At 56.6% G+C, this 22,684-nt stretch carries 17 protein-coding genes and 1 pseudogene; 8 read left to right on the forward strand and 10 right to left on the reverse strand.

The features are described 5' to 3' along the window. The first annotated feature begins 56 nt into the window (after positions 1–56). A pseudogene (locus LIO98_RS07790) lies at positions 57–536 on the forward strand (PTS sugar transporter subunit IIC). A gap of 113 nt (positions 537–649) precedes the next feature. Here the strand turns inward: LIO98_RS07790 and LIO98_RS07795 are convergent. Further along, complete coding sequence (locus tag LIO98_RS07795; RefSeq protein WP_291955125.1) at positions 650–2,023, reverse strand: MATE family efflux transporter; 1,374 nt, start codon at positions 2,021–2,023, stop codon at positions 650–652. An 11-nt stretch (positions 2,024–2,034) separates the two neighbouring features. After that, the gene (locus LIO98_RS07800; protein WP_291955127.1) at positions 2,035–3,414 is read right to left on the reverse strand and encodes an MATE family efflux transporter; all 1,380 of its coding nucleotides are present in this window, start codon (positions 3,412–3,414) and stop codon (positions 2,035–2,037) included. Positions 3,415–3,935: 521 nt separating this feature from the next. Between LIO98_RS07800 and LIO98_RS07805 the strand changes: the two genes are divergently transcribed. The 7 genes from LIO98_RS07805 (at position 3,936) to LIO98_RS07835 (ending at position 13,244) form a co-directional block, all read left to right on the forward strand. Next, positions 3,936–5,297: an MATE family efflux transporter gene (locus LIO98_RS07805; protein WP_291955131.1), complete on the forward strand. Its 1,362-nt coding sequence runs from the start codon at positions 3,936–3,938 to the stop codon at positions 5,295–5,297. 15 nt (positions 5,298–5,312) lie between these two features. Beyond that, positions 5,313–5,783 (forward strand): MarR family transcriptional regulator, encoded by a 471-nt coding sequence (locus LIO98_RS07810; RefSeq protein ID WP_291955134.1) that lies wholly within the window; start codon positions 5,313–5,315, stop codon positions 5,781–5,783. Positions 5,784–6,019: 236 nt separating this feature from the next. Further along, on the forward strand, positions 6,020–7,324 hold the full coding sequence (locus LIO98_RS07815; protein ID WP_291955137.1) for an NCS2 family permease: 1,305 nt from the start codon (positions 6,020–6,022) through the stop codon (positions 7,322–7,324). A gap of 15 nt (positions 7,325–7,339) precedes the next feature. Beyond that, positions 7,340–7,702 (forward strand): VOC family protein, encoded by a 363-nt coding sequence (locus tag LIO98_RS07820; protein WP_291955140.1) that lies wholly within the window; start codon positions 7,340–7,342, stop codon positions 7,700–7,702. A 305-nt stretch (positions 7,703–8,007) separates the two neighbouring features. Next, positions 8,008–9,375 (forward strand): sodium:alanine symporter family protein, encoded by a 1,368-nt coding sequence (locus LIO98_RS07825; protein WP_291955144.1) that lies wholly within the window; start codon positions 8,008–8,010, stop codon positions 9,373–9,375. A 390-nt stretch (positions 9,376–9,765) separates the two neighbouring features. After that, positions 9,766–11,241, forward strand: coding sequence for a ribosomal protection-like ABC-F family protein (abc-f, locus tag LIO98_RS07830; RefSeq protein WP_291955147.1), 1,476 nt, complete (start codon positions 9,766–9,768; stop codon positions 11,239–11,241). A 113-nt stretch (positions 11,242–11,354) separates the two neighbouring features. Next, positions 11,355–13,244, forward strand: a complete 1,890-nt coding sequence (locus LIO98_RS07835) for a hypothetical protein (protein WP_291955150.1) — start codon at positions 11,355–11,357, stop codon at positions 13,242–13,244. 261 nt (positions 13,245–13,505) lie between these two features. On the opposite strand, the gene LIO98_RS07840 is transcribed toward LIO98_RS07835, so the two are convergent. The 8 genes from LIO98_RS07840 to LIO98_RS07875 form a co-directional block, all read right to left on the reverse strand. Beyond that, positions 13,506–14,522 carry a homoserine dehydrogenase gene (locus LIO98_RS07840; protein ID WP_291955153.1) on the reverse strand — a complete coding sequence of 339 codons (1,017 nt, stop codon included), beginning with the start codon at positions 14,520–14,522 and terminating at the stop codon, positions 13,506–13,508. Between the two features lie 158 nt (positions 14,523–14,680). Further along, entirely contained in the window at positions 14,681–16,060 is a 1,380-nt protein-coding gene (locus LIO98_RS07845; protein WP_291955156.1) for a V-type ATP synthase subunit B, read from the reverse strand. A gap of 1 nt (position 16,061) precedes the next feature. Continuing rightward, the gene (locus LIO98_RS07850) at positions 16,062–17,867 is read right to left on the reverse strand and encodes a V-type ATP synthase subunit A (protein WP_291955159.1); all 1,806 of its coding nucleotides are present in this window, start codon (positions 17,865–17,867) and stop codon (positions 16,062–16,064) included. A gap of 180 nt (positions 17,868–18,047) precedes the next feature. Beyond that, positions 18,048–18,662, reverse strand: coding sequence for a V-type ATP synthase subunit E family protein (locus LIO98_RS07855; RefSeq protein ID WP_291955162.1), 615 nt, complete (start codon positions 18,660–18,662; stop codon positions 18,048–18,050). A 104-nt stretch (positions 18,663–18,766) separates the two neighbouring features. Then, a complete protein-coding gene (locus LIO98_RS07860) occupies positions 18,767–19,075 on the reverse strand; it encodes a V-type ATP synthase subunit F (RefSeq protein ID WP_066746546.1) in 309 nt (102 codons plus the stop codon). Between the two features lie 16 nt (positions 19,076–19,091). Further along, entirely contained in the window at positions 19,092–19,520 is a 429-nt protein-coding gene (locus tag LIO98_RS07865; RefSeq protein ID WP_291955166.1) for an ATP synthase subunit C, read from the reverse strand. 100 nt (positions 19,521–19,620) lie between these two features. Next, on the reverse strand, positions 19,621–21,591 hold the full coding sequence (locus LIO98_RS07870; protein ID WP_291955168.1) for a V-type ATPase 116kDa subunit family protein: 1,971 nt from the start codon (positions 21,589–21,591) through the stop codon (positions 19,621–19,623). After that, positions 21,582–22,679, reverse strand: coding sequence for a V-type ATPase subunit (locus LIO98_RS07875; RefSeq protein WP_291955171.1), 1,098 nt, complete (start codon positions 22,677–22,679; stop codon positions 21,582–21,584). The genes LIO98_RS07870 and LIO98_RS07875 overlap by 10 nt, the downstream gene beginning before the upstream one ends. Between the last annotated feature and the right edge of the window lie 5 nt (positions 22,680–22,684).

Raw genomic sequence — 22,684 nt, forward strand, 5'->3', positions numbered from 1 at the left:
CGACGGAGCGGCCGCCTGGCCCGAGGGGGGCGGTGGTCTCCCCGATCATGGGCCGGATGCTGACGCTGCCGATCTCCCGCGCTGCGATCGCCGTCACTCTGAACCTCTCCGGGCTGGCCGCGGGCGCGGCGGCGGTAGGCTGTTCGACGCAGATGATCGGCTTCGCGGTGATGTCTTTCCGCGAGAACGGCGTATCCGGCCTTCTTTCGCAGGGCCTCGGCACCTCGATGCTGCAGATGCCCAACATCGTGCGCCATCCGATGATCTAGGTGCCGCCGACTCTCGCGAGTTTCATCCTCGGCCCGCTCTCGACGCTTCTATTTAAGATGACGAACGTACCCTCCGGCGCCGGTATGGGCACGAGCGGCCTGGTGGGGCAGTTCGGCGCGATCGACGCGATGGGAGGCTCGCCAGCTGTGCTGATGCAGATAGCTTTGATGCATTTCATCCTTCCCGCTGTGACGACGCTGATAATCGCCGAGGTGATGCGCCGGACGGGGCTGATAAAAGAGGGAGACATGAGGCTCGACCTGTAAGATAATTCTATATGTGTTGATATAAATGCTAAATGGCGTACGGAGAGCTCTTAGTATCCGTACGCCATTTTTGTATGGTAAATATTGTGCTTAAACGGTTTTTTTACTGTACTCTATCTGCCTCTTTTCCACCTTCCGCCGCGCAGGTACCAGAGGCTGAAGGCGATCGTCTGGAGCGAGGCGAGCGGCGCGGCGAAGCCGACGGAGAAGAGGCTCGCTCCCTCGATGCCGCTCAGTATCCAGGTTGCGGGGACGCGCACGGCGAAGGCGGAGAAGATGTTGTTCGCCATTGTAAAGGCTGTCTTGCCGCAGCCGTTAAAGAAGCCGTTGAGGCAGAAGACGAAGCAGACGAGGATGCAGTCGGAGCTGAATGATTTGAGGTAGAGCGCCGTCGCGGCGATCAGCGCCGGATCGGGAGTGAATATCCTGATGATGCTCTGCGGGAAGAAGAAGAGCCCGATAAATGTGAAGACTCCGAAGCATAAGGAGATCGAGAGTCCCGAATACATCGTTGAGCGCGCGCGTTTTGGCTTCCCCGCTCCCATGTTCTGCGCGACCATCGCGGCGATCGCCGCGGAGAAGGACATCGGCGGCAGCATCGTGAAGCCGTTGAGTTTGCTGGTGATGCCGATCGCCGCGGAGGCGGCGACGCCTCCCATCTTGCTGACCGTCGCCATGATGAAGATGAAGGAGATGCCGGTCAGGGAGAACTGGACGGCCATCGGAAGGCCGATGCGCAGCAGGTTCACAAGTTTCTGCCATTTGATCCTGAGGCTTTTGAGGCGGAAGTCGAAGCGATAGTCGGCGCGGCGCGCGTATATTACGGCGAGGACGGCGGAGAGTCCCTGGGCGCAGACGGTGGCTAAGGCGGCCCCCGGAGCTCCCCAGCCCAGAGGGCCGACGAGCACTAGGTCGCCGACGACGTTCGCGATGCAGGCGACGGCGACGAAGATGAGCGGCGAGGTGGAATCGCCGAAGCCGCGGAAGATGGCCGCCAGCGCGTTGTAGGCGAACATTGTCGTGATTCCGGCGGCGTTGATGAATATGTAACCTTTTGTCTGTTCAAAGGCCTCCGCGGGGGTCCCGAGCAGGTTGACGATCGGATCGATCATCACGAGTAGCAGCGCCGTGATGACGACGCTGAGGATGACGAAGAGGGAGAGCATGGTGCCGATGGTGTCCTCTATCTCGTGTTCCTCGCCAGCGCCGAAGAAGCGGCCGATCATAATGGTGCCGCCCATGGAGAGGCCGATGACGATGCTGTTTATCATGAAGATGAACTGGCTGCCGATCGAGACTGCCGAGAGGCCGGCGGCGTCTGTGAACTGTCCGACGATGATCATGTCCGCCGCGCCGTATAGCGCCTGCAGGAGGTTCGCCACCATGTATGGGATCGCAAAGCGTGTCAGCAGGAGAGGTATGCTGCCCTCGGTGAGCGACTGCGCGCCGGAGGTAAATATACCGGAAAAAAGTTTTTTTAAGTCCATTTTTATTACCGTTACTGGAACCTTTCTTTTTCTTTTAACATCACGATGAAATAATAGAGGAAGGGCAGGCTCGTCGTGAAACTGAAAATATCGGATACCGTCTGCGTCATCTCCACTCCCGTGAGGCCGAAGAGCCCGGGCAGCAGCGCGATGAGCGGTATAAAGTATATGCCCTGTCTCGTACAGGCGAGGAAGGTCGCGCGCCAGGCGAAGCCAGAGGCCTGGAGCATCATGTTCGTCGTCACGAAGAGCGGCTGGAGCAGCAGCACGGAGCACTGGAAGCGCATCGCGCGCGTGCCGATAGCGATGGCTACGGCGTCCTCTTTACGGAAAAGGGCGATTATATCGGGGGCGAATATCCAGCCCGCGAGCGTCATGAAGGCCATGAGCACCATGCCGGTCTTGACGGTGAACCAGAAGGCCTCGCGCACCCTTCCGTAGCGGCGTGAGCCGTAGTTATAGCCGACGACGGGGGAAAATCCCTGTCCGAGTCCGATCATCACGGAGAGGATGAAGAGGAATATCCTGCCGACGATGGACATCGCGGCGACGGCCGGGTCTCCGTAGGCGGCGGCGCTCACGTTCAGCGCGGCGGTGGAGATGCTGGCCAGCCCCTGCCTCGAGAGAGAGGGACAGCCGAGGCGGACGATGTCAAAGTAGGTCCGCGGCTTGTGCGAGAGATTTTTCAGATGGAGCCTCACGAGGCTCTTCCCGCGCAGGAAGAAAGATATCATGATCGAGAAGCTTATGCACTGGCTGAGCAGCGTCGCGAGCGCCGCGCCGGAGATGCCGAGGCCGAGGGTGAAGATAAAGATGGGGTCCAGCGCGATGTTCAGCAGACCGCCGGTCACGAGCCCGCACATTGCGAAGGCGGCGTGTCCCTCGGAGCGCAGGATGTTGTTCATGACGAAGGAGGCGCACATTATCGGCGCGCCGAGCAGTATCCAGCTCGCGTAACTGCGCGCGTAGGGCAGTATCGTCGGTGTCGAGCCGAGCAGCGTCATCAGCTTGTCGAGGAAGAGCAGCCCACCCACGCAGAGGAGGATGCCCATTGTTATCGCGCTGAAAAAGGAGGTCAAGCCGTAGACGCTCGCCGTGCCGCTCTCTCCCGCGCCGAGCACGCGCGCGATCATGCTTCCCGAACCCATGCCGAGGGTGAAACCGATCGCCTGGAATATCGCCATCAGAGAGAATACGACGCCGACGGCGCCGCTCGCGCTGGTGCCGAGCTGGGAGACGAAGTAGGTGTCGGCCGTGTTGTAGAGAGTTGTGACGAGCATGCTTATTATCGTCGGAATGGCAAGCGAAATAATGAGAGGCCCGACAGGAGCCTCCGTCATGCGTGAGTGGTGTTCCGCCGAGTCTTTGCTGGGCGCGACGAACAGCTTCATTTATATTTCCCCCATTCCATAACTGGCCCGTCTGGAGCGCGGGGCCGGTGTAAGTTTTATAAAAACATATCGTCCAAGTACAAAATACCACCAATTATTTATTTTCACAACATCCGGCGGCGGATGAGCCGCGGCTAATGTCCCATAAAAGTCAGTATTTTGCCAGGCTGCTTACAGTATGCAACCCAAAAGCGCGAAAGTTAGCCGTCAGTGCCGCAGGGCTGCGTATTTTTACAGTTTTCACAACGTCCACCATAAATTGTCTTAGGGATATTAAGAAAAATTTAGCCGTACGGCACCGCGTGGCGCTCAATCTTCGTCATAAGGCCTGTGGTGTTTGCCCTGCTGCGTATGGGTGGCTCTTGACTATAAAAAAATCCGTGTTAATATAATCCGTACTCGGATTATAATTGATACGGATTATTTTACCGTTTGCGGGGTATAACAGGTCTGCGCGTCACGGCGCGGGTATTTTTCGCATCCCTGTGCCGGGAGCGGCGAATTTGTGGAGGTTGTCAAAGATGTTCCATACAAAAAATTACCGGGAGCTTAACCGGCTCTTTTTTATGTTTGTGATACCGGCGGTGAGCTCGCAGCTTCTGAGCGGCATCTACACTATCGTCGACGGTTATTTCGTCGGCTGGGGTATAGGTCAGGACGGTCTCGCGGCGATCGGCCTCTCCTTTCCATTTTCCGTGATCGTGACGGCGATCGGCGCCGGTATCGGCGTCGGAGGGGGCGCCCTCATCGCCATCAGCATGGGGCGCGGTAGGGAGGCGCTCGCGCAGCGCATCCTCGGCTCGATGGTGTTTTTGATGATCGCCGCCTCTGCCGCTTCGAGTCTGCTGCTCACGCCGCTGGCGGAATATCTGCTCGCTTTCTATAAGGTCTCTCCCGATATCGCGGAGATGGCGCGCTATTACGCGTGGATACTGATCATATCCTCCCCAGCGCAGGTCGTAACGATGGCGATGCTCGGCGCGGTGCGCAACGACGGCTTTCCGCGCAAGGCGATGGCGATTATGATCGCGGCCTTTGGCACGAATATCGTGCTCGACTGGCTGTGGGTGATCGTCTTCCCCTTCGGCATCGCGGGCGCGGCCTGGGCCACGGTAGCATCGCAGGCGGTGTCCGCCCTCCTGCTCTTCGCGCATTTTCTGCTGGGTATGTCGAGGGTCAGGCTGCGCCCGCGCTTGGTACGCCTATGGCGGCCGCTGGCCCGCCGTATCGCCGTCATGGGGATATCGCCCTTCGGCGTGCAGATCGCGACGGCGGTGACGATGATCCTCTATAACTGGCAGGCTCTCGCCTACGGCGGGGATATCGGCGTCGCCGCCTACGCGGTGGTCGGCTATATCGTACCCGTGGGCGTGATGCTCGAGGAGGGGGTCGCCGAGGGCATCCAGCCGCTGATAAGCTATTACCACGGCGCTAACCTCCGCGCCCGCCGCCGGCTTACGGCGCGGCTTGGTTTTACCGTGGCTGTTTTTGTGGGGCTCGTCTGCTCGCTGCTTCTCCTCGCCAGCGACAAAATTGTTCCGGCATTTTTCTCGATGCACGGAGAGGCCGCCTCCGTGGCCGCACGTGGTCTCTTTCTCTCGGTCCCCGTCTTTCCATTTCTCGGCCTTGCGAAGGTCGGGGCCTCCTATTATCAGGCGGTCGGACGCAGTGACATGGCTTCGGTGCTGACCTATGGCGACCCCTTTATCCTGCAGCCGCTCTTTCTCTGGACGCTGCCGCTGTTTCTCGCGCTTGACGGCGTATGGCTCGCGATGTTTTTTACGAATATGACCCTTGCGGCGATCTTCGTTATAATGTGGAGGCGGGGAAGCGGCAGCCGGCGGATGCCGCTGACCGGCGGCGGCCTTATGGGCATTTTATAGATGCGGGGCATGGTCATGGAAGAAAAAAATCTCAAGACGATATTGGAAGTTTCCGACCTGATGCGGCGCTACGATCAGGTCTATTCACGCTGGGCGGAGAGCCGTGGTTTTTCCACTAACGCGATGTCGCTGATGGAGGAGCTGCACTTACGCCCTGAGGGTATGGAGCCGGCGGTGATCGCCGACTATCTCGGCGTGCCGCGCCAGACGATGACCTCGACGCTTGACAGCCTCGAAAGACGGGGCATAATAGAGCGTCGGGCGCACGCAACGGACCGCCGCCGTAAGGTGATAAGGTTTACCGCTGCAGGGCGGGAGATCGCCGATTCGCTGATAAATGAACTCCACCGCTGGATGATGGCGGCGCTTGTGCCGGTGGAGCCTCGGGAGTTGGAACGAACGCTCTCCGAGGTTAGGGCTTTTTGCTTACGGCTAGAGTCTGCTGTTAGCAGTAATACGGAAGAAAAGCGCTCTCCGTGCAATTAAAATACAGAAAATGTGTTATAATATTTCAGAGAGGTGTTTAATGTGGACAAGAAAAAAGAGGAACGCGTGGAGAGGAATATCTTTAAGACTGTATGTATCGCGGTGGTGGTAGTATTTGCCGCTATATGCGCCGTATGGTCTTTCACCGGTTATTAGGTTATTGGGAGAGCGGGGAATGACGGCATTTCTCCTTTCCTTTTAATATAATCAATATAACCTTTTGAGGAGGAAACTTTATGAACACCTGGTTTGAGAAACAGTTTAAGCTTTCCGAGCACGGCACCGACGTACGCACTGAGATTCTTGCGGGTATCACGACATTTATGACGATGGCTTATATCATTTTTGTAAACCCCGGGATTCTCTCCGCGACCGGTATGCCCTTTGGAGCGCTTCTCGTCGCTACCTGTCTCGGCGCGTCGCTGGCCACCTTTCTGATGGCCTTTCTTGCCAATTATCCTTTCGCGCTGGCTCCCGGTATGGGACTCAACGCCTTCTTCACCTTCACCGTAGTGCTGGGGATGAAGATTCCCTGGCAGGTGGCGCTCGCCGCGATCTTTGTCGAGGGTGTCATCTTTATCCTGCTCACATGCACCAAGGTGCGCGAAGAGGTGGTAAATTCGATTCCGAAGACGCTCAAGATCGGCGTCTCAGCCGGTATCGGAATTTTTATCACCTTCATCGGGCTCCAGAGCGCGGGGCTGATTGTCGCCAATCAGGCGGTCCTCGTCGGGCTCTCGCCGCTGCGCGGTAATGTCGGCGGCCTGCTGGCACTTGCGGGGCTTCTGCTGATGATCACGCTTGAAACACGCAAGGTCACGGGCGGTATTCTTATCGGTATCATTGCCGTGACGCTCGCCGGTATCCCGTTGGGCATTACGAAGATGCCGGAGGGGATCATCTCGATGCCGCCGTCGCTGTCGCCGATCTTTATGAAGATGGATTTCTCAATGATCGCCAGCCCCGCTTTTTGGGTGATCGTCTTTACGTTCTTCTTTGTGGACTTTTTCGATACGATGGGCACGCTCGTCGGCGTCTCCAACCGCGCAGGTATGCTTGATAAGGACGGACGCCTGCCTAAGGCGAGCCAGGCGTTGATGGCCGACGCGGTCGGTACGACGGCGGGCGCGGTACTCGGCACCTCGACGGTGACGACCTTTGTTGAGAGCGCCAGCGGCGTGGAGCAGGGCGGCCGCACGGGGCTGACGGCGCTTACGGTAGCCGTGCTCTTCCTCCTCGCGACCCTTTTCAGCCCACTGATCGCGATAGTCCCCGCCTGCGCCACCGCTCCGGCGCTGATAATGGTCGGCGGCTACATGATGATGGGATTCAAGGATATGGATTTCAGCGACTGGACGGAGTTCTTCCCCGCGATCATCGCCTTTTTCATGATGCCCTTCGCCTACAGCATCGCGGCGGGTATCGAGTTCGGCATCGTCTCTTATGTCGCGCTGAAGCTGCTCATGGGCCGCGGCAGGGATGTAAACTGGCTGCTCTACGCGCTTACGGTGCTCTTCATCCTTAACAGGGCGTTTCTGTAGGGCGGAGGGAACGTTATGAATTTTACCTTCAACCATTTTAACTTCAACGTCCTTGATCTTGGCCGGAGCCTCGCCTTTTACGAAAAGGCGCTGGGCCTCAAGGAGGCGCATCGTAAGGAACGCGAGAATTTTACGCTAGTCTATCTTACCGACGGCGTGACCTCCTTTGAATTGGAGCTCACCTATCTCTTTGACCGCAAAGAGCCATATGACCTTGGCGAAGTGGAATTCCATCTCGCGATGCAGGTGAAAGACTTTGAGGCGGCGCATAAACTTCACGCGGAGATGGGCTGCATCTGTTATGAGAACAGCGATATGGGGATCTATTTTATCGAAGATCCAGACGGATACTGGATCGAAATAGTGCCGGAGAGATAAGTTCTCTTTTTCCGTTTCTGGCGTTCGGGAGTTCTTTTTATTTCCCGGACGCCTTTTTTGTACGCAGCGACAAAATAAGGATATGGAACCGCCGTTGTTAATTATATATTTGTGTTATATTACAAGAAAGCAACAAGATGTATTTTAAATACAGATAATAATTTACAATTTCTCGTTTCGATACTATAATCCAAATATCGGGCGGTTGGCATTTAATATATGACTGTCTATCGTCCGAAGCGCTCATAATGTTTAAGCAACTGTATAGTTTGTCTTAATTATCTGAAGAACAGGAGAGGATTTTTATGGATCAGTTAACGGTACTGGTGTCAAAGGCCAATAGTTTTATTTGGGGCCTTTATTGTCTTATTCCGCTTCTCTGCGGCACGGGGCTCTACTTTACGCTGAAGCTGAATTTCGTCCAGATACGCAAATTTGCCATGGCTTTCAAGTATACCTTTGGACAGCTGACCCTTTTCGGCAAGCGCGCCGACAAAGACGGCATGAGCTCTTTCCAAGCCCTTGCGACGGCGATAGCCGCGCAGGTCGGTACGGGAAACCTCGCCGGAGCGGCGACGGCGATCGCCATCGGCGGCCCTGGAGCAATCTTCTGGATGTGGATCGCGGCCTTCTTCGGCATGGCGACGATCTTCGCGGAAGCGGTGCTCGCGCAGGTCTATAAGGAAAAGATGCCCGACGGCAGCGTTGTCGGCGGCCCGGCGTACTACATCTCACGCGGCCTTAAGAACAAGGGGCTCGCGGTATTCTTCTCGGTGGCGATCATCATGGCCCTCGGCTTCATCGGCAACATGGTGCAGTCGAACTCAATCGCCGACGCCTTTAACAACGCCTTCGGCGTGAACCGCCTTCTCATCGGCGTCCTCGTCGCGGCGGCAGGCGGCTTCGTATTCTTCGGCGGCATGGGCCGTATCGCGGCCATCACTGAAAAGATCGTGCCGATAATGGCGGCCGGTTATCTCCTCGGCGGTCTCTACATTCTCATTACCCACGCCTCGCACATCCTCCCGGCCTTCGGTATGGTATTTGAGGGCGCCTTCAATCCCGCGGCGGCCACCGGCGGTCTCATCGGCGCTACGATGAAGGAAGCCATCCGTTACGGCGTCGCCCGCGGACTCTTCTCCAACGAAGCCGGTATGGGCTCCACGCCGCACGCGCACGCAGTCGCCAAGGTCAAGGAACCTGCCGAGCAGGGTTTCGTCGCCATCATGGGAGTATTTGTAGATACCTTCCTCGTCCTCAACATGACGGCCTTCGTAATCTTTGTGACCGGCGCTATCGACGGCAAGACAAGCGGCATCGCGCTTACACAGAACGCCTTCTCAATGGGACTCGGCTCTTTCGGCCTGCCCTTCGTCGCGATATGCATGCTCTTCTTCGCCTTCTCGACGATCATTGGCTGGTACTTCTTCGGCGAGCAGAACGTGAAGTTCCTCTTTGGCAATAAGGCGCTTACGCCCTACCGCATCGTGGTAATGGCCTTCGTCATCCTCGGTTCCACGCTCAAGCTTGATCTTGTTTGGGAGCTTGCCGACTTCTTCAACGGCATAATGGTATTCCCGAACCTTATCGCGCTCATCGGCCTCAGCAAGGTTGTGAGCGAGGCGCTCAACCACTTTGACGATCAGGGACGTCTCAAGCCGAACGCGAAATAACCCTTTGTAATTTTGTTTGGGGAGCGCCGTCCAAAGGGCGGCGCTTTTTTGTGTCCGCTGATTTACGCCGATAGTGCGCTGATGCTATACTTATGACAGAGACAGCAGTTCCGCCGCCAAAGCCGGCGGATAACGTTACAGGAAGATTGGAGTTGGGAAGATGCGCAATTTCTCCCGCTAGTTGTTGACGGGGCATAAGGGGACAGACCGAGGCGTGGTTCAAGCGCCCGTTGTTTTCGTATGCCGCGCGGGGAAGCTGCGATATCTTGAACTCATATAATGACGGCACAGGTCCGCCGTCCGCGTTCGCGGATGGCCTCTCTCTGCAGTTATGAGCCGCGGGAATCGACTTTCCCGCGGCTCATGATTTTTTACAGGGAGGATATCTATATGTCTTTAATTAAAGTTACTGATCTTACATTTGGCTATGCGGGCGCGGCGAATATCTTTGAGAATGCCAGCTTCAATATTGATACGGACTGGAAGCTGGGATTAACCGGGAGGAACGGGCGCGGCAAGACGACCTTTCTGAAGCTGCTGCTCGGCTGTTATGAATATGGCGGAACGATCGCCGCGAATGTAACCTTCGAGTATTTCCCCTATGATATTGCCTACGAAGATACGGAGGCCGCCGCGGTGCTTCGCTCCGCCGCCGGCAGCTGTCCGGAGTGGCGGATAGCGAAAGAGATGAATATTCTCGGCCTGCCCGCCACCCTCCTGGGGCGTTCCTTCCAAAGTCTCTCAAATGGCGAACGGACGAAGATTTTACTCGCGGCGCTATTCCTGCGGGAAAACAGCTTTCTGCTGATAGACGAACCGACAAATCATCTAGACGCCGGGGGCAGGGCGCTTGTGGGTGAATATCTCAATAAAAAGAGCGGCTTCATCCTGGTCTCTCACGACCGCGCCCTGCTTGACGGCTGCGTGGACCATATTCTCTCCATCAATAGAAGCTCCATCGAGGTGACGCGGGGGAACTTTTCCTCGTGGCAGCGGGCGGCGGCGCTGCGGGAACGCGGCGAGCTGGCGGAAAACGAGCGGCTGAAAAGAGAAATGGCGCGTCTTGAGTCGGCCTCGCGGCGCGCCTCAGAATGGTCTGAACGGGTGGAGAAGAGCAAGCGGGGTGCAAAAATTTCCGGCGTCAAGGCCGACAAGGGGTATATCGGCCATAAGGCGGCCAAGATAATGAAGCGCTCAAAGAACCTGGAAGGCAGGCAGAGGGCGGCGATCGAGGAAAAGTCGAAGCTGCTGCGTGATATTGAATGGGAGGAGCCGCTTAAGATGCTGCCGCTGCGTTATCACTCCGAGTTATTGGCGGAGGCGGCGGAGTTGAGTATCTCTTACGGGGGGAATACCGTCTGCGCTGGTGTTTGCTTTACCGTCATGAGGGGCGACAGGGTGGCGCTGCGCGGCGGAAACGGATCGGGAAAGACGAGCATTATCCGTCTGCTTCGCGGCGAAGATCTCTCATATCGTGGACGTCTCAAGGTGGGCGCTTCGCTGAAGATATCCTCCGTATACCAGGATCTGTCAGCTTTACGCGGCAGCCTCAGGGAGTATGCCGCGCGGCTTGGCGTTGACGAGAGTATTTTTAAGGCGAATCTCCGCAAGCTGGAACTTCCGAGGGCGCTTTTTGAGAGGGATATCAGCACCTTCAGCGAGGGGCAGAGGAAGAAGGTGGCGATCGCCGGCAGCCTCAGCGAACAGGCGCATCTCTACCTGTGGGACGAACCGCTCAATTATATCGACGTCGTTTCGCGGATGCAGATAGAGGCGTTGTTGAAGGAGTGCGCGCCGACACTGCTCTTCGTGGAACATGACGCCGCCTTCTGCGCCAATGTCGCGACAAAGGCCGTGGAACTTTAGGAGGGATTTTTTTAGGCTGTTATGCGCAGAGGCGGGTGGCTGTTTTTTCGCTGCCCCCGTCTGCGTATATGAACTATCCTCTTTATGATAATTATTCAATGAAGAGGTGCGTTATGAAAAGATATTTCAAACTATATATTATCGCTCTCATGTTCCTGGCGGTCTTTTGTCCCGCCGCCGATAGCGCCGTTATAACGGAGATCGACAGCGCGGAACAGTTGGCGGCCTTTCGTGACAGCGTGAACGCCGGCGACGATTACGACGGCCTTAACGTGAGGCTCACCGCCGATATCGACCTGCGAAACGCCGAATGGCTCCCCATTGGGACCGCTTCCTCCCCATTCCGCGGAAAATTCAACGGCGCCGGACATAAGATCAGCGGCCTGAATGTCACCAGTGCGCAGTCGGCCGCCGTACCAATCGGGACGACGGAGTATTCAGGCACGGCGCTCTTTCTCATCCTCTCCGGCAGGCACGCGCAGATTGCAAATCTCACAGTCGAGGGTACGGCGGAGAATACACGGCAGAGGGGCAACCTGCTCTCCGGCGGCATCGTCGCCTATGCGGGGCCGGATACGGTGCTATTCAACTGTAAAAATTATGTCTCTGTCTCCGTTTCGGGGAAGGGCGGCACCGGCCACTACGGCGAGGAGGATTACTCAATCGCGGGCGGTGTGGCGGCTCACCTTGAGGGTTATATTGTGAACTGTGTCAATTACGGCGCCGTGAATAGCGCGAGTACCTCCGCCTACAGCATTGCCGCCGGACTTGCGGGGCGTACGAAGGGATATATCCTCTCGTCGCGCAACGAAGGCGCCGTCTCCGTCGCCGATATCGGCCTCTTCCAAAATATCGCGGGCGGTGTCGCTGGAGCCGGTGAGGGCGGCGTAATCTTCGGCGTGGAAAACGAAGGCGGGATATATTCTTCAAACGTCGGCGGCGGCATTATCGGCTTCGCCTACGGCACATCGGTCCAGAACGCTCTTAATTCGGGTAAGATCGGCGGCACGGGACAGAGCGGCGGTCTGATAATATCGGGCGGAATAATCGGAAAGGCCTATAACGGAGCCTCCGCGGTGAACTGTGCCAATGTGGGAGCCGTCGGCGGTATGGGGACGCCGAATTATTCCTATGCGGGAGGCCTCGCCGGGTGGAGTAACGCGGGGCCGAATTCGGTGGAGAACATCTTTTATAATTGTTCCAACAGCGGCGTAATCTCCGGCGAGGGGACGACCTCGACGCTTGTCGGCGGCCTCGTCGGTGAAATGGGAAAGAGCCAGCTGGCGGATTCGGCAAACAGCGGTTCCGTCAACACGGGAAAGGACTTCGCAGGCGGCCTTGTCGGCAATAAGTTTTCTAACGCCGATATTTATGACTCGGTCTATCCCAGCGGTTACGACGCAGTCGCTTACGGCGCACTTTCGGCGAGAGACTGTGCTGCGCTCTCTTTGGAGCAGCTTGCCGGGTTTGTGGTGACGGTGGTGCCCTCCATCTCGCCCTCTTCCGTTACTCTAACTGAGGGCGATAGCAAAACTTTATCTGTGGAGCTGCGGACTTTTCCCGGGACTCCTGTTGAAAAGAACGTCTTCTATTCCATAGTTTCTCTTGGCGCGGAGCCGGCGGACTATATCTCCGTGACCGCCGACGGCGGCATTGTCACCGTCAGAGGAGTGGAGAAGGGGGCTTCGCTGCTGGCGGTTCAAACTGTCTGTTATCGCAGCGCCCTCTCGGGCGGTGTTGACAGGAACAGCGCGAAAAAGGCGCTGATCTCGGCGCTGGCGGTGGTGAAAGAGGCGAATGCCTCGCCTGACATACCCACGCTATGGCCCGATATCCCTCCGCTGGTCTCACCTGATATCTCCCCTGTTCCGCCCAGCGGACACGAAATGCCCTCCGGCTCTACATCTTCCTCCTCCGGATGCGACGCCGGCGGCTGGGCAGTCCTCAGCCTTGTCACGCTGCCGCTGGCTGTTTATCTCTACAGGGGAAGAAAAGAAGATTAAATAGTTTTATCGTCTTAAAAGTAGGGGTTAGAGAGTATTCTGTGAACCCGTCAATCACTGCCCAGCCTTTGTTTTGCATGGCAATAATTCAAGTCCGCTGCCTTTCACATTCTGCGAGTGGATGCGCTGGCGGCCAATTATATTGCGGGGGATTTTGTGGATTTAAACTTGATATGGTGACTCTGTTTTTGCGCAAACAGGTTGGTTGGTCGGTATAATTTACAAAAATGCGGGCCGTGAGGCCCGCCTTTACTTTATCCGTTATTTGCTCATCCTTATCATGTCGGAGAGAAGCGCCTGTCCGGTTTCGCGGCGTCCGGCGCCGGGGCCGACCAAAGTAATATCTCCTAGGTTGTCTGTGTTTACCGTGATCGCGTTTGTCGCGCCGTTTATCGCCGCCAGCGGATGGGTCGCGGCGATCTCCTTCGGCATCACGTAGGGGTGCATGCCGAAGCTGTCGAACCTGATGCCGGCGACGAGTTTTATTGTGAAGCCGTTGCGCCGCGCCTCGTCGATCTGCTGCGGAGTCACCTGCGTGATACCGATGCGTGTAACCTCTTTCACGTCGATCTCCTTGCCGAAAAGTATCTTCGCGAGGATAACCACCTTTACAGCCGCATCCCAGCTCTCGACGTCGCCGGAGGGATCAGCCTCCGCGTATCCGAGCGCCGTCGCCTCCGCGAGCGCGTCGGCGTAGGTGGCGCCTTCGCCCATCTTTGTGAGGATAAAGTTAGTCGTACCGTTGAGGATTCCCTCAAGGCCCAGCACGCTGCAGCCCGCGATGCCGTTCTTCATCATATCGATGAGCGGCGTTCCGCTCATGACCACGCCCTCGTAGCTAAGCTTCGCGCCGCAATCCTCCGCAAGTTTGCAGAGCTCATCGAAGGCCACCGCGATCGGCCCTTTGTTCGTTGTGGTGACGCTGATGCCGCGCGAGAGCGCCGCCCTGAGATGGGAGAGGCCTGGCTCGCCAGTCTTGAGGTTGGTAGGGGTGCATTCGGCTAGCACCGTCGTGCCGGACTGGTCCAGCAATTCGTCAAAATGGCCCGCCGCCTGCGCGAGCGCCCCGAAGTTGTGCCTGCTATGAAGTTCGTCAAGGATCTTCTCAAGGTCCAGTCCCTCAGGGTCCAAGACGACGCCCTTCATAAGGTCGCTGATGAGGACTACCTTATATTCAAAGCCATATTTTTCCTTAAGTTCGGCTTTTTTCTCATGCAGTATCTCCAGGAGCGCGGTTCCGACATTGCCGCATCCGGTCAGTGCGATGTTATTTATCATTACAGTCCCTCCATAATCTGAATTATGAATATAATTTCAGGATTATATCACAAAACGAACGTTTTCAACATAAAATCATAAAAAGCTTACATAAATCAGCATATAAAAATGCCCGCTGTGTTTCACAGCGGGCGGTATTTTCCTGCGAGCCAAAGCCGTTACTGGTCTTTTTTCTTTATATGTTCCTTGATATCCGCGAGACTGACGCGCGTCAGCTCTCCGGCAGGCAGTTCTCCGAGTATCTCCCAGGCCATGTCAAGCGAGTAGCCGATCTCACGGTCCTCCTCTTTGCCCTGTTTGAGGAAGCGGTCCTCAAAGATACGGCCGAAGGCGAGGAATGATTTATCGGTCTTTGAAAGTTCATCCTCACCGACGACGCCCGCGAGCGAGCGGACCTCCTGCACTCTGCTGTAGGAGGCGAAGAGCTGGCTGGCGACACTCGGATGGTCCTCACGCGTGTAGCCTTTGCTGATACCGTCCTTCATCAACCGCGAGAGGCTGGTGAGGATGTCTATCGGCGGGTAGATGTTCTTCGCGTCGAGTTCGCGCGAAAGAACTATCTGCCCTTCGGTGATGAAGCCCGTAAGGTCAGGGATCGGGTGCGTGATGTCGTCGTTGGGCATCGTAAGGATCGGTATCTGTGTGACGCTGCCGTCGCGTCCGCGAACGACTCCCGTGCGCTCGTAGAGCGAGGCGAGGTCGCTGTATAGGTAAGCGGGGTATCCCTTGCGGCTAGGCACCTCTCCCGCGGCGACGCCGAGTTCACGCAGCGCTTCGCAGTAGCTCGTCATATCCGTCATAATGACGAGGACGTGCATTCCAAGCTCGTAGGCGAGGTATTCCGCCGTCGAAAGCGCCATGCGCGGCGTGGCGATTCGCTCGATCACGGGGTCGTCAGCGAGGTTCAGGAATGTGACGATGTTGTTGGAGTGGCCGCGTGTCGACAGCTCCTGCATGAAGTAGGCCGCATCGTCGTGCTTGACGCCGATTCCGGCGAAGACGACGGCAAACTCTTCGGAGCCCACGACCTTCGCCTGCGTCGCTATCTGTACGGCGAGCTGGTTATGCGGCAGGCCGTTGCCGGAGAATATCGGCAGCTTCTGTCCGCGGATCAGCGTCGTCAGCGTGTCAATCGCCGAGATGCCGGTGTGGATGAAATCGCGCGGGTACTGGCGCGCCATCGGGTTCAGCGGCAGGCCGTTGATGTTGACGCGCCTGCCTCCATAAATCTCACCACAGCCGTCGCGCGGCTCGCCCAGACCGTTGAAGGTGCGTCCGAGCATATATTTTGACAGGTGGACCTCAAGCGGTTTGCCAAGGAAACGAACCTTAGTGGTGTTCGGCACGAGCTCTTCCGTCCCTGTGAACACCTGTACAAGCGTCGCCTTTTCGCTCAGCGACTTTACCTGTCCATGGCGGCGCATGCCCCTGCTGTCGCGGATGTCGACAAGCTCACCGTAACCGACGCCGCTTACATTCTCAACGAGGATAAAGGGACCCTCTATGTCTTTTACGCCTATGTATTCGGGCTGCGCCATTTTATTCACCACCCCTTAGTTTTCTTGTGCGTTCCGCAGCGACGCGCTCAAGGTGCGCGTCGATACGTTTGCGAATCTGGTCGAAGCCCTCTTTGTCCTCGGCGGCGAGTTCCCTGAGGTGGGTTATCGCGTCGACCGATTCGTCGTCTTTTATCAGCGAGATCGGGATGTCTTTGCGGACCAGCTCCATCGATTTATGGTGGAACTCAAGGATGACGGAGAGTATCTCAAATCCCTTCATCGGCGGCGAATATGAGTCGGAGCCGAAGGAATTCTGCTGAAGGTAGCCGTTCTTTATCAAGAAGGCAGTGAAGGCGATGAGCCTCTGGTCATCGGGTAGGACATCCTCGCCGACAAGCTTGATGACCTGCTGTATCTTGTTGTCCTCCGCGAGGATGTTGCGTACCTCTTCACGGAGCTCGCCCCAGCGCGCGTCCACGTTCGTGCAGAACCAGCCGTCAACCTCGGAGGCGTACTCGCTGTAGGAGTCCGTCCATGAGATGGCGGGGTAGTGGCGCGCGTTCGCGAGGTTTTTGTCAAGCCCCCAGAAGCAGCGAATGAAACGCTTTGTATGGCGCGTGACCGGCTCCGTGAAGTCTCCGCCGGGAGGCGAGACGGCGCCGATGACGCTGACGCTGCCGTTTTCTCCGCCGATCGTGACGACGCGTCCCGCGCGCTCATAGAATTCGGCGAGGCGGCTGGGCAGGTAGGCGGGGAAACCCTCCTCCGCGGGGATCTCCTCAAGGCGTCCGGAGAGCTCGCGCAGGGCTTCAGCCCAGCGCGAGGTAGAGTCAGCCATGATCGCCACGTCGTAGCCCATATCACGGAAGTATTCCGCGATCGTTATGCCTGTGTATATGGAGGTCTCGCGCGCCGCAACCGGCATGTTCGAGGTGTTCGCGATCAGGATCGTGCGTTCCATCAGCGGACGGCCGGAACGCGGGTCTTCAAGCACCGGGAACTGCTCAAGAACGTCGGTCATCTCGTTGCCGCGCTCTCCGCAGCCGATATATATGACGACCTGCGCGTCGCCCCATTTGGCGAGCTGATGCTGGGTTACGGTCTTTCCCGTGCCAAAACCTCCCGGAATGCAAGCGGTGCCGCCCTTAGCGAGCGGGAACAGCCCATCAATGACGCGCTGCCCAGTTACGAACGGTTCGTTAGGCAGAAGCCGCTCTCTGTATGGGCGCGGCGTACGGACCGGCCAGCGCTGGATCATCGGGATAGGCACTTCACGCCCGAAGGCGTCTTTCACCTTTGCGACATCGCTGCCGGCGTGATGCTTCCCGGATGGGATCATCCAAGTGATCTCTCCCTCGAAGTCAGGAGGTGTCATTACCTTATGTACCAGCAGCGGCGTCTCCTGAATGGTGGCAAGCACCATGCCGCCGGAGACGAGATCTCCGACTTTTGCCACGGGAGTGACGTCCCAAAGACGTTCGCGGTCAATCATGTTTACCGAAGTTCCCGGCGATATATACATACCCTCTTTTTCAAGCAGCGAGTCCAGCGGACGTCCGATTCCGTCAAAGAAGCTGCCTATCAGTCCAGGCCCAAGCTCAATGGAGAGGGGTTCGCCGGTGCCGGTCACATCCTCATAGATGCGCAGCCCGTCGGTATCCTCGTAGACCTGGATGGTGGCGTTGTCTCCATCCATCTTTATTATTTCACCCATCAGCTTATGGGGCCCGACCTTCACGACTTCGCGCATTCCGAAGTCGCGCATGCCGTTTGCCTTTATGACGGGGCCGTTGACGAATTCGACGGTCCCAAGATGGGAATTCTGTGCGTTATTTTTAAGTTCCAAAGGCTATTCCCTCCTACGGTAAACGCATCCGCAGCCTCGCGGCCTGCGGTAATTTTTAATGCTCCCGCTTCGCGGCAGCTGGCCGCCACGGCTACGGTAAACGCATCCGTTTTACGGCTGCTGCCAGCAACAGCTGCGGTAATTTTTTATTTCGCGCTTCGCGCTGACTGTCCGCCGCGGTTAAAGCAGCGGCAGAAGGCGTTCAGCCAGAGAATCAGCCATCTCCTGTGTGATGCTCTGCCAATCCATATTGACCTGCCTGTGCCCGTCAGCCGTCGCGACCCAGCAGCCGCCGAGTATCGGGGCCGGGTCGGGGTCAAAGGTGAGGGCAAGGTCATGGTTGAGAGCGAGCGTCTTCGTGATGACCTCAACGGCAAGGGCAAGGTCGACCGCCGATAGCCTCAGCTTGAGCGGCGTCTTTGTCCCCAGCGATTCTACCGCGTCGATGCACATCCCGGTCAGGATATCAGAATAGTCGGCGCGATCTCTAAGGTGCACCAGCTTATCCTGAAGGCGTCCCATGGAGTCTGAAAGTATCCTGTTTTGCAGACGCAGGGTCTCCGTCGACTTTTCACGCTCAGCTGAGAGTATCTGCCGGCGGCGGATATCTTCCGCGCGTTTACGCGCGTCCTGCAGGATGAGGTTCGTTTCTCGCTGAAGTTTCTCCGTCTCACGCGCGAGCCACTCGTCTGCCTCGCGGCGTCCCTGTGCCATGTTGACCTTTTTTTCGCTGTCTGCGCGGTCCAATATTATATCTCTAAGATTGCTTATCTTTTCGTTTGATACTTCCTTCATCATGTTTCACCTCTTATTTAGTCCTCGTTCTGCTCGAAGTTTCGGTCTGTTGCGATGAGGCGTCAAAAACCGACAGAGGGAGATTCTCCCGTCCGCCAGTCACGCTACATCTTTACCCCGATGGCTTCCTGGACATATCTGGTCAGAAAATCAGGTCCCCTTTTGGTGCCGAATCTGTCGGGTATCTCGACTACGAGCGGCAGGTCTCCGCGTTCGCGCAGCTGCTGGATTATCTCTTCGGCCATCGCCGCCGCCTTTTCCGTGATGGCGAGTATGGCGAGATTGCGCATCTTCAGAGCGTTTCCTATCGCTGCGTATGTTTCATCGGGAGTGTGAACGAGCGTGCCCTCGATTCCGGCCAGACGCATCCCTACAAGGGAGTCGTGGTTGTCGCTCACAAGGTAGGCCTTCATAGACGTTTATGCCCACCTACAGCCGCTGGATTATAAGCAGTGAGATGATGACGCCGTAGATGGCGATACCTTCGGCAAGTCCGAGGTAGATGAGCGTCGTACCGAGCATTTCGGGTTTTTCACCAACCAGGCCGAGAGCCGCCGCGCCGACGTTGGCGACCGCGAGTCCCGCGCTGAGGCAGGCGATTCCCGTAGCGCACGCCGCCGCGATGAAGCCGAGACCGGCTCCTACCGATACCTCTTTTGCTACTGCCGCCGCGCCCTCCGCGGCGAATGACGTACCTGAGAAGAGGGCCAGCACCGCTCCCGTAAAGACGAGCAGTGTTGAAAGTCCCAGCGCCGTCGCGTAGATTTTCCTGCCGCCGCGGAAGCCCTTACGCTGGAGGATATATCCGGCTATCATCAGAGTTACCACCGTACCGCAGCTTAACATCAATCCAAACATGAAAAATCTCTCCTTTTCTTATTCTCTTTAAAATTGTTTAATCTTTAATTGCGTGATTAAAAACCTTTATATTTATTGTCCGTAACCATATTTTATAAACTTACAGATCCTCCGCGTTGGCCTGAGAGTATTTGCCTCCCTCTTTTTTCCAGCCGACAGGTTTGAAGGCGCTGCCTCCTCCCTTATAAAATTTACCGAAGAATTCGTAGTATTCGAGACGCAGCGTCTGGATGAATACTATCAGTCCTTCGAGGCATACGATGACCAGGTTGCCGATGATCAGGATTATGCCTTTCATAATGATGCCTCCGGGCAGCGAACGGACCATCTCGGAGAGCATTATTACCGCGAGCGAAAGTCCCACGTGGTTCAGCGCGAAGGCCGCCAGTCGTACAAACGACGCCGTATTTGAGACGAAGGACATGAGGTTGTGCATGATCTCAAAGAGGTTGAGCACGGGGGATTCCCCGTCACCCTTCTGCCGCAGTATGTAGCGCGCGAGGATGTCGCGGAAGATCATCACAACGATAAGCAGCCCGATAGCGCCCCACATCAGGTCCGCCGTAAATTCCGATATCGGCGAACCGGTGATGTAAATCATGCCCAGGGCGCATAACGTCCAGTAAAGCGCAAGTCCCGCGAGTCCCTGCCCGTCAAAGAGCAGACGACCGAAGTCCTTCGCCCGGTATTGCTTTATCATGTTCAGCAGCAGGCCGAGGCTTATCATAAATACGCCGAGGCCGATCGATACCGCAAGCAGTTTGTTGACGTCATGCATGGGGTTGAGCCATATCTCTGGAATAACGCCCTCGATGCCGAAGATACTTCCGTACATCAGACCGAAGAACATCGACGATATAGATGCCATCTTCATGACCTGCCCGAGCGAACGCCGCATGATGCCGCGCTTCACGAGCATCATCGAACCGAGAAATATCATTATTCCATGGCCGACGTCTCCGAACATAAATCCAAAGAAGAGGATGAATGAGATGGCGACGATCGGCGACGGGTCTATCTCGCCGTATGAGGGGAGGCTGTACATCGCGACGATATCCTGAAATGAGCGGAAGAACGCGTTGTTCTTGAGCTTTGTCGGGATACGGATGCCGGAGTAGGAAATATCCTGTGTCTCCTCTACCATCAGCGTCGTCATCGGAGCCTCTTCCGCGATAGTTTTGCTGATTTCGGCGTAGGTGTCGGCCGGTATCCATCCCGAGAGGACGAACATGCCGCTCACCTCACCGTGCCCCTTGCAGACGTCGTAGACCCTCTGCATCGTGTAGAGCTGCGAAAATAGCAGTTCGTAGTCGGCGCGGTGCTCGCGGAGCATGTCCTTGGCTGCCTTGGCAAGTCCGCGGATCGCCCTCTGGTGATTTTCAATACGTTTTTCCACCAGCGCGAGCGGGTCTTCCCCGTCGAGCTGTCCTGCAATGTCCTTAAGGGAGAATTCCTTGAAATATACCGCCTCAAGCAGTTTTTTCGTGGATTCTTCATATCCTGGCACCGTTATGATCAGGGCCCAGGTGTTGCCGTTTGATACGGTGAGCTCACTGATAGCGATTGGCGATTCTTCGCCGCTCTCCATCAGCCTCTGAAAGTTTTCGTTGGAGAGGTAGCCGAAGAAGGTCTTCGCGAAACGGCCCTCGGCGAGCTCGCGCGGGCCGAATTCCGTCCCGGAGAGCGCCTCGACGAAGAGCTTTGTCGCGCGAAGCAGCTCCTCCTCCTCAACCAGCACACGGCGGCGCTGCTCCCAGACCTGAAGCCTTCTGGCGGTCTGTTCAACAAGCATGCGCGCGTGTGACAGCGTGAAATCTTTCGTGATTGTGACCGGCTGCGGATCTGGTACGACCTCTCCCGCAACCTTCCATATCGTCGAGATCTTTGCGACCAGCTCGTCGTACGGATTTTCGGTCTCGGTCGTAAGTTTGGAGCGCAGCGACCTGTCGTTGATGAGTATATCAAGCGGCAGGGGCTGGAAACCGCCAGTCAAAACCATCTGACGGGCGACCGGCTCCATCTCGGACTGCGGTCCGATCATGGTCAGAGCGACCATTTTCATTACTGCCATGCGGGTTCACCCCCATTGATTATCGGCCGGATAAGGTACTGGGCCGCGGAACGGCGGTCGTAATCGTAGCGCACGTCCTCTATCATTCGTATTATATCTGTGACCTCGTGGTCCTTCAGTATAAAATAGGCGATCGCCGTGTGAAAGCCCGGCACGCCGTTTCTCAGTATGGACATGGCCTTAAGGTAATTGTACCTCTTGATGGACATCTCAAGGGCAAGCTCCTTGTCGTCCTGTTCAAGCGCATCATGGAATATCTTGCCGTATGTGGGGAAGTATTCCTCCATCAGCGCGATACGCTCCTCCCAGTTGGCTCCCTTTGCCATTTCGCGCAGATGATGTACCTTTACCTTGTATTTGACCGGAAGCATGCGGCTGATAGTCTCTTCTATGGTCATATTGTAGTACCACATACACCTGTGGAAGTGGTAAAGGTTCAGAAGGTCGATGCGTGAGCTGAACAACGGTTCAAGCACCTTCTGCTCGTCCACGGGGAGTTTTTTGATGTCGTTGTATAGATCCATCTCCACCATATTGTCGATGGCGAGCTCGAGAGAAAAGAGCGAACTCTCACCGTTTATCAGACGCCTCACCGGTTCCCGCAGCACCTTATAAAACTTAGTATCGCGCAGCGTATCGAGCACCTCTTTGTAATCCCGGCAGTTCAGCAGAGCCTCGTAAGGCAGCTTTGATCCGGGGACGCGGAAGAGATGCTGACGCATCATATCACGGTCCAGCCGTTTTGAGTGTATCCAGCGGAAGATACTCTTCAGCTGTTCTGACTCATACCAGCTGAGCCAATCGAGAAAGAACTTGCGCCATACTCCGAGCAGATAGAAGAGAAAAGAATCCGCCTCCGCGAGCACGGAGGAACGGACCGCATTCTCAAGGTCGATGCGGTGTACCTTGGCCGGCAGCAGCGTCTCCAGCTGGTCTTTATAGCCCGCCGTCTGTTTCAGAAAGGCGGCGATCTCCGCGGTGGAGTTGAGGCCCAGCAGCGCCCAGTACTCGTCAGCCTTTAAAAGCTGGCTGTAGAGGACGTGCGCCTTTACCCCAAGTGCGGTTGCGGAGCCGTGTGAAGATGACACTAAAT

Source organism: Cloacibacillus sp., assembly GCF_020860125.1.
Lineage (GTDB): Bacteria > Synergistota > Synergistia > Synergistales > Synergistaceae > Cloacibacillus.

What these genes read in the sequence shown, in the direction of transcription:
- LIO98_RS07795 (WP_291955125.1), bottom strand. Translation starts at nt 2,023, where the DNA reads ATGGACTTAAAAAAACTTTTTTCCGGTATATTTACCTCCGGCGCGCAG.
- LIO98_RS07800 (WP_291955127.1), bottom strand. Translation starts at nt 3,414, where the DNA reads ATGAAGCTGTTCGTCGCGCCCAGCAAAGACTCGGCGGAACACCACTCA.
- LIO98_RS07805 (WP_291955131.1), top strand. Translation starts at nt 3,936, where the DNA reads ATGTTCCATACAAAAAATTACCGGGAGCTTAACCGGCTCTTTTTTATG.
- LIO98_RS07810 (WP_291955134.1), top strand. Translation starts at nt 5,313, where the DNA reads ATGGAAGAAAAAAATCTCAAGACGATATTGGAAGTTTCCGACCTGATG.
- LIO98_RS07815 (WP_291955137.1), top strand. Translation starts at nt 6,020, where the DNA reads ATGAACACCTGGTTTGAGAAACAGTTTAAGCTTTCCGAGCACGGCACC.
- LIO98_RS07820 (WP_291955140.1), top strand. Translation starts at nt 7,340, where the DNA reads ATGAATTTTACCTTCAACCATTTTAACTTCAACGTCCTTGATCTTGGC.
- LIO98_RS07825 (WP_291955144.1), top strand. Translation starts at nt 8,008, where the DNA reads ATGGATCAGTTAACGGTACTGGTGTCAAAGGCCAATAGTTTTATTTGG.
- abc-f (WP_291955147.1), top strand. Translation starts at nt 9,766, where the DNA reads ATGTCTTTAATTAAAGTTACTGATCTTACATTTGGCTATGCGGGCGCG.
- LIO98_RS07835 (WP_291955150.1), top strand. Translation starts at nt 11,355, where the DNA reads ATGAAAAGATATTTCAAACTATATATTATCGCTCTCATGTTCCTGGCG.
- LIO98_RS07840 (WP_291955153.1), bottom strand. Translation starts at nt 14,522, where the DNA reads ATGATAAATAACATCGCACTGACCGGATGCGGCAATGTCGGAACCGCG.
- LIO98_RS07845 (WP_291955156.1), bottom strand. Translation starts at nt 16,060, where the DNA reads ATGGCGCAGCCCGAATACATAGGCGTAAAAGACATAGAGGGTCCCTTT.
- LIO98_RS07855 (WP_291955162.1), bottom strand. Translation starts at nt 18,662, where the DNA reads ATGAAGGAAGTATCAAACGAAAAGATAAGCAATCTTAGAGATATAATA.
- LIO98_RS07860 (WP_066746546.1), bottom strand. Translation starts at nt 19,075, where the DNA reads ATGAAGGCCTACCTTGTGAGCGACAACCACGACTCCCTTGTAGGGATG.
- LIO98_RS07865 (WP_291955166.1), bottom strand. Translation starts at nt 19,520, where the DNA reads ATGTTTGGATTGATGTTAAGCTGCGGTACGGTGGTAACTCTGATGATA.
- LIO98_RS07870 (WP_291955168.1), bottom strand. Translation starts at nt 21,591, where the DNA reads ATGGCAGTAATGAAAATGGTCGCTCTGACCATGATCGGACCGCAGTCC.